Origin of the sequence: Xenorhabdus santafensis, from assembly GCF_033949405.1 — a bacterium.
In the GTDB taxonomy this organism is placed as follows: domain Bacteria; phylum Pseudomonadota; class Gammaproteobacteria; order Enterobacterales; family Enterobacteriaceae; genus Xenorhabdus; species Xenorhabdus santafensis.
Genome location: NZ_VCDN01000104.1, coordinates 1 through 6986 on the forward strand (window position 1 = coordinate 1; position 6986 = coordinate 6986).

At 42.2% G+C, this 6986-nt stretch carries 5 protein-coding genes; 4 read left to right on the forward strand and 1 reads right to left on the reverse strand.

Going from position 1 to position 6986, the window contains the following annotated elements; all coding sequences use genetic code 11:
* Window positions 1–1507, forward strand: a 1507-nt coding sequence (locus FE392_RS18200) for a DNA primase family protein (protein WP_319931580.1), incomplete at its 5' end; no start/stop codon positions are given.
* A 460-nt stretch (window positions 1508–1967) separates the two neighbouring features.
* Here the strand turns inward: FE392_RS18200 and FE392_RS18205 are convergent.
* Window positions 1968–3593 (reverse strand): hypothetical protein, encoded by a 1626-nt coding sequence (locus tag FE392_RS18205; protein ID WP_319931581.1) that lies wholly within the window; start codon window positions 3591–3593, stop codon window positions 1968–1970.
* Between the two features lie 63 nt (window positions 3594–3656).
* Between FE392_RS18205 and FE392_RS18210 the strand changes: the two genes are divergently transcribed.
* The 3 genes from FE392_RS18210 to FE392_RS18220 form a co-directional block, all read left to right on the forward strand.
* Window positions 3657–4961: a site-specific DNA-methyltransferase gene (locus FE392_RS18210; protein WP_319931582.1), complete on the forward strand. Its 1305-nt coding sequence runs from the start codon at window positions 3657–3659 to the stop codon at window positions 4959–4961.
* A 328-nt stretch (window positions 4962–5289) separates the two neighbouring features.
* Window positions 5290–6441 (forward strand): phage major capsid protein, encoded by a 1152-nt coding sequence (locus tag FE392_RS18215; protein WP_319931583.1) that lies wholly within the window; start codon window positions 5290–5292, stop codon window positions 6439–6441.
* 44 nt (window positions 6442–6485) lie between these two features.
* Window positions 6486–6986, forward strand: a 501-nt coding sequence (locus FE392_RS18220) for an HK97 family phage prohead protease (RefSeq protein ID WP_319931584.1), incomplete at its 3' end; no start/stop codon positions are given.

Genomic DNA, 6986 nt, shown 5'->3' on the forward strand with positions numbered 1-6986 from the left:
CTGGGACGATTATCGTCAGCGCCACGGCATAGGGGCAGCAAAGCAGGCATTCAGCAACGGGCTATATCAGATCAGGGAGAAAGAGCCAGTGGACGCAGAAGCAACAGAGAACAACGAAGCAAAGCCAAAAAAGGCCGCTAACAATCTGGCACAAATGGCAGCCAGTCAACGCGGGGCATTATTGGTTGAGCATTACCAAAAAATCGCGGTACATGCTGAAAGCGAAGCCGTTTATCACTATAACGGTACGACATGGGAAACCCTGTCAGATAACGAGCTGCGTCGCACAATGGTGACAATTTTCGACCAGCACGACACCCCGTACAGCCCGAATGGGATCAACAACGCTATCTGTGCTATGAAATTGCAAATTCCGGTTATTGGTGAACAACGGCAGGATTTAATCGGGTTTTGTAATGGCGTGTATGAATTATCGACACAACAATTTACCCCACACCAGCCGGAACATTGGCTCATGAACCATAACGGCATTGAATTTACCCAACCTGCTATCAGTGAAAACTTGCCGGAACATGCCCCTGATTTTTACCGCTGGTTATCTCATGCGGCAGGGCAGAATGAAAACAAAATGAATCGCATCAAAGCCGCCCTGTTTATGATTCTGGCAAACCGTTATGACTGGCAGCTCTTTATTGAGGTAACAGGCGAAGGCGGCAGCGGTAAAAGTGTGTTTACGTATATCGCTACCTTATTGGCAGGCGAACATAACACCGCCAGTGGCAATATGAGAGCACTGGATGAAGCCAGAGGCCGTTATCAGTTTGTTGGCAAAAGCTTAATTACGCTGCCCGATCAGGTTAAATATGTCGGCGAAGGGGCAGGCATTAAGGCCATTACAGGCGGCGACCTGATTGAAGTTGACGGAAAATACGAGAAGCAATTTTCTACTATCATCAAAGCCGTGGTATTAGCCACCAATAACGAGCCAATGAGCTTTACAGAACGCAATGGCGGCATTGCACGGCGGCGGGTGATATTTCCGTTTAATATTCCGGTCAAAGAGTCCGAGAAAGACCCACAGTTGCCGGAGAAAATCAGTCGGGAACTGCCTGTGATTATTCGCCATTTATTAACCGAATTTGCCGACCAGAATAAGGCTAAAAAACTGCTACAGGCGCAACGCGATTCGAACGAAGCGTTAACAGTAAAAAGTCATTCCGATCCGTTGTATCGCTTTTGCGGTTATCTGGTGTCTGTCAATGATGCAACCGGGATGAAGATGGGCAATAAGAACATCAGCCCACGCGCACCGAGAATGTATTTATATCATGCTTATCTTTCTTTTATGGAAGCGCACGGCTTTGAACGTCCGCTGACACTGACGAAGTTTGGTGAATCCATTCCCAAGATTATGCTGGAATACCGGAAGGAGTATCGAAAAGTGCGAACCAAGAAAGGCTATATTTATAACGTCGAATTATCGGAAGAGGCTGAAGAATGGCTACCCTCTGTGCCTGAATGTCGAGATTTTAAATCACCTATATAAAACTTTTGGCTTTAGGTCTGCATTCCATACACCACTTCAAATATCTAACTGTATTTAAAAGAAAATAATAGATGTATAGTTATTTTTTAACAATACATCAACTGTACATTCTCTTCATTAATCTAAAAAGTAGGTGAACAGGTGATACAGTCAGTGAATATCATATTAATTGCATCAAACCCAGATGTAGCAAGGCTTTCAGCGTATTGTGTAGAGGGTGCATAACTGAGAGGGTGAAAAAGATTTTCAGGGGGGGGAGGAAATAAAAGCTCTTATATAAAAATCTTCGTTGTATTAGTCATCACTTGATCTAGTAGAACTCCCAGACAGAAAAGCATACAAATACAGTAAATAAAATCGTTCGCTTCCGGCTCTGTGCCCTCTACAGTAAGGTGCTTGGGCGGGTTATGAGCAAGAAGCGGACTGACTCGTTCTATAGCTAGCAATAGCTATCAAGTCACTAGCGGCGTTTCAAAACACCTTCATCCAAAAGCCATTCTATATCATCAGAAAATGTAGGAGCAGTAATTAAAAACTGTTTGCATATAGAACACACTAGGTGGGTCAACTCAGACTCAAGAATTCCTTGGTTAGCCCCATAACCGGGGACTAACAGATATTTCAGGCTATTCCTCTGAACATCCGTTATTTTATACGCATTGTTCGCTGCAACATCTAGAATTAAAAGACGTCTTGCAATATTCATGCGGCATGGAGCTATTTCGAGTCTAGCTCCATACTCGACCACATAGCCAAGCTCGATGCATACAGACGCAATTCGGTTGATTTCTTGAATAGGGTAACCATCGGATTCAAGTGCATTAAAAACAGACTCCTTTGACCCATCACCACTTGTTAAAATAGAATGCTCAAATTCTATTGGCGTTAGAAATTCTATGTTTTGTAGCTCTCGCCTTAATCTTATTAAGATGCTTTTTACTTGAAAAAAAGAAGCTGTATTATCAAAAGATAACATATGAGCTAAATCACCACGCAATGAAGCGTAATATCCTGCGCCATCAAGATATTCTACAAATCTCGCAGATGGATATTTTTCGAGAGTGAATACTCTCGAGCTTTGAGTTTGATCTACAACTTTATGAGATACACTTCCAGAATCTCCAGCATAAAACTGAGACTGAATAAACAGCTTAGGCTTGGGTTCCCAATCATCTATCTTATAAGGAAGAATAAAGTCATATGCCCTTGTCTTCTTTTTTCTTTTGCCATCTTCAATAATTTCTTCCTCACCGATGGTTACATCATTAATATTGAAATCAGAATTAGGACGCAAACCAATTTTTGTGAGTTTCTCTCTAAGGATGTCTTCTGTTATATGGCCGCCGGAAGCAGAAACGCTACCGCGAACCTTAAAGATTGTGCAAGAGTTGAGCAAAAATCTTCCTAAAGGAAGTTCGATAGATAACCTATTTAAATCGATATATGAGCGACAAACTGCCCAGAATTGCAATGTCTCTTCATCATCTTCAAGGATAAGATTAGTATATTCCTTAAGTAGTATTCTCAGGTAAAGCCCCAAATCAAAAAAAGGCTCCGTTTTAACAGCATGAATATATTTTTCATGCGAGCCTACTAGGCATGAAGCTAAAGACTTCGCAATAAAATCAGACTTTGTTGTCGATGGAATTTCATTAAGTCGAAACATTATTAATTTTTTTTGTGTCCCTCGTTTCGGTATAAGAGGTTTTATATCACTATCTTTCAACTTGATCAGAAAATGATTCTTTAGATTATTATCCGTAGCGCCTGAGGTCAAAAATAATAAATTGAAAAATGATTCATAAAATTCAGCAACTCGTTGTTCATCTTCAATAAATGACTCACCAGTAACAAGTGCAGTACTGGCGCTTATAACAGAATTGCACAAATTATCTATGCTACAAATTTGATAGTTTGAAAAATCATCAAGGTAATGAGATATAGACTGAATGCACTCGCAAAGTGATTTTATTTCTGAGTTAAATTTATCACTATCTTTTATTCTTTCGAGCTTCGGTGTGAGCCATTGGTCAAACTCTACTAGCTGCTCCGAGGTTTCAAGATTTTCTGTGAGAAGCCGCATCATTCATCCTTCTGTTAAAATTGAATTTAAACACTGCTATAATACCTCAGATAAAGAGGGTTTAGCATGATATCAATAATAGATTTAAAAATCAGTAAGATAGAGAAAATTCTTGGACTGGAGACTCAACACCATCTTCCGCTGAATAAGGGTGATGTATCTGATGCTCTTCAAAACTTGTCCCAAACTGATGCCAGTCTCTTTGTTGGTGATAACTTACCCTACTTGAAAGAGCTGACATTGCACATTCCTGGACTTATCGATATGTGTTATATAGATCCGCCGTACAACACAGGCTCTAAGTTTCTTTATAATGACTCTCGGAAGTCGGACATAATCGGCCATTTCGGTTCACATTCTGCTTGGATGGGATTCATGCTTCCCCGCCTTGTAGCTGCTAGAGAAGTACTCAAAGAGTCAGGTGTGATTGCCATTAGTATTGATGATTATGAATACACTTATTTGAAAATTCTTATGGATTGCATTTTTGGAGAGGAAAATTTCATCGGAAATGTTATCGTCTGTAGATCAAAAAATGGAAAGGGAAGTAAAAGAAACCTTGCGTCTAACCATGAATATTTGTTGATTTATGGAAAGTCAAGTAAGGCTAGCCTTCGCGGCCAAGTTGATGAAACTGAGTACAATAAGCAAGATAAATTCGGTCAGTATAGAGTTGATGGTTTGTTCCGGAAAAAAGGTGAAGCCAGTTTAAAATCCGACAGACCAAATATGTATTACCCACTTTATTTTAATCCCGATAGTGGAGAAGTGTCTGTAGATCCCATCACTAATTGGAAAATAACCTACCCGGTTGATTCAAAAGGTATAGAAAGACGATGGCTTTGGGGGACTGAAACAGCGAGAGAAAGAGCCTGGCAGCTTTATGCTAGTAAAAAAGGTGTTATTTACGTTAAAAATTACTCTGGTGACGGTATTACGCAGAAGAGAACCAAAGTGAGATCCCTCTGGAACGAAACAGATTTCTACACCGAGAGGGGAACAAATGAGATTAACAAATTATTCGGTGCTAAGGTATTCGACACTCCCAAGCCCCTAGCTTATATAAAGAAAATAGTTGATGTTTGCTCATCCAATGACGCCCTCATTCTTGATTTTTTTGCTGGTTCAGGAACAACTGCTCACGCCGTTGCAGAGTTGAATAGTGCAGATATGGGAACAAGGAAGTGCATATTAATGGAGTCTGATTGTGAAATTCCCGCCAGGCATTTAGCTCGGAAAATGGGATTTACAACTATCGCAGAAATAACAGAGAAAAGACTTCATCTAATTCAAGAGAAGTACAATAACTTTAGCTTCCAATTGATTGAATTCTCATCTTTTCCATCCCTAAAAGCGGTTCATAACGTATAACTTCTTGGAGTGTGGGCGGTTATTTTCCGCCCTTCAATATTCTTTTTTTGTCGTGACCTCAAAAGCCTTCCATAGGGAGATGATCTTCGACACAGAGATAAATAATAGCTATTGTGTGCCGCCCCATTGATTAACATCGGTGATTTGCATCGACCAGTTGAACTCACAGCACAAAGCAGACTGTCAGATTACACAAAATAATATGCTTTTGTTTAGACCTGTTTCTGATTTTGTATAGTCACCTATCATAAATAGATAACTTCATATTATTTTTCATGGTGTTAAAAATTATAGCTAATTTAACCCATCATATTTTATATGAAACACTATGAAAAAATTACTCGAATTACGCCAACAAAAATCCGATTTAACCCATCAAATGCGTTCGCTGCTTACTAAAGCGGAAGACGAAAAACGCTCACTCAATGCCGATGAAGCCAAACGGTTTGACGAACTGCGCAGCCAATCCGACACGCTGCATACTGAAATTGCCCGTTATGAAGTATTGGCTGATGAAGAACGCAATCAGGCAAAAGCCCAACCGACCAGCAAAAAACTCAGCAATGATGAACTGCGCCACTATGTTCTGACGGGTGAAACTCGCGCCTTATCCACGGGCGTTCCGTCTGAGGGCGGCTATACTGTTATTCCCGAACTGAACAAACAAATCATGCAACAACTGACTGATGAGTCAATTATGCGCCGGATTTGTACAGTGAAAACCACACGCAGCAATGAATATAAACAGCTTGTTTCGGTCGGTGGCGCTGCCGTGGCACACGGAGAAGAAGGCAAGGCACGTGGTGAGACTTCCACGCCGAAAATGGAAGAAGTCAGCATTAAGCTGTTCCCGATTTACGCTTACCCCAAAACCACGCAAGAAATCATCGACTTTAGCGACGTGGATATTTTGGGCTGGTTGACTTCTGAAATTGCAGACACCTTTGTTGATACTGAAGAAACGGATCTGGTGAGTGGTAACGGTAGCAAAAAAGCGAAAGGCTTCTTGTCTTATCCTCGTGATACCCAAGCCGACAAAATCCGTGCATTTGGCACATTGCAGAAGCTGGAAGCTGCCAAACTGGAAGCCGATAGCCTAATTGATCTCAAGTTCCTGCTCAGGAACAAATACCGCAAGAACTCCGTATGGGTGATGAATTCCAACACCGCCGCACAGGTACAAAAGCTGAAAAACGGCAATGGCGATTATATCTGGCGGGAACGTTTACAAGCGGGTGATCCGGATATGCTGCTGGGCTTGTCTGTCCACTACCTCGAATTTATGCCGGAAGATGTGATCGGTCTGGGCGACTTCAAACGTGGCTATTTCATTGTTGACCATGAAACGGGCATTCGTACCCGTCCTGACAATATCACCGAGCCGGGATTTTATAAGGTACATACCGATAAATATTTGGGTGGCGGGCTGGTGGATTCCAACGCAATTAAGGTACTGGAAGTGAAAACATCCAGCAACTAAGCCGAAGGGGTATCGCGCCCCTTTCCAAGCCTTGGAGTCCATCAATGAAGAATGATTTTGAAATCCGCACCGCCTTACTGTCGGCCACCAATAAGACGCTGACAGGTTATGTGATTAAGTGGAACAGCCGATCACATGTGCTATGGGATGAGTTTATCGAACAGTTCGCGCCGAATGCATTTAACGCCAGTTTAGCTGCAGGGGCTGATATCAGGGCGTTGTACGAGCATGACCCGATGAACCTGTTAGGCCGTACTACGTCTGGCACGTTGCAGCTTGCCGAAGATGCCACCGGATTGCGCTTTGAACTAACCCCGCCAGATACGCAATTGGGGCACGATGTGCTGACGCTGGTTGAACGCGGGGATATACAAGGGATGTCCTTTGGTTTTCGTGTCATCAAAGATCAGTGGGATACCAGCCAGACACCTTATATTAGAACCGTGTTAGAAGCCGAATTAAGGGAAATTACGATCACCAGCCTACCCGCCTATCCTGAAAGTGGGGTAGAGATTGCCAAGCGCTCACTGAATGCCGCTAAACCC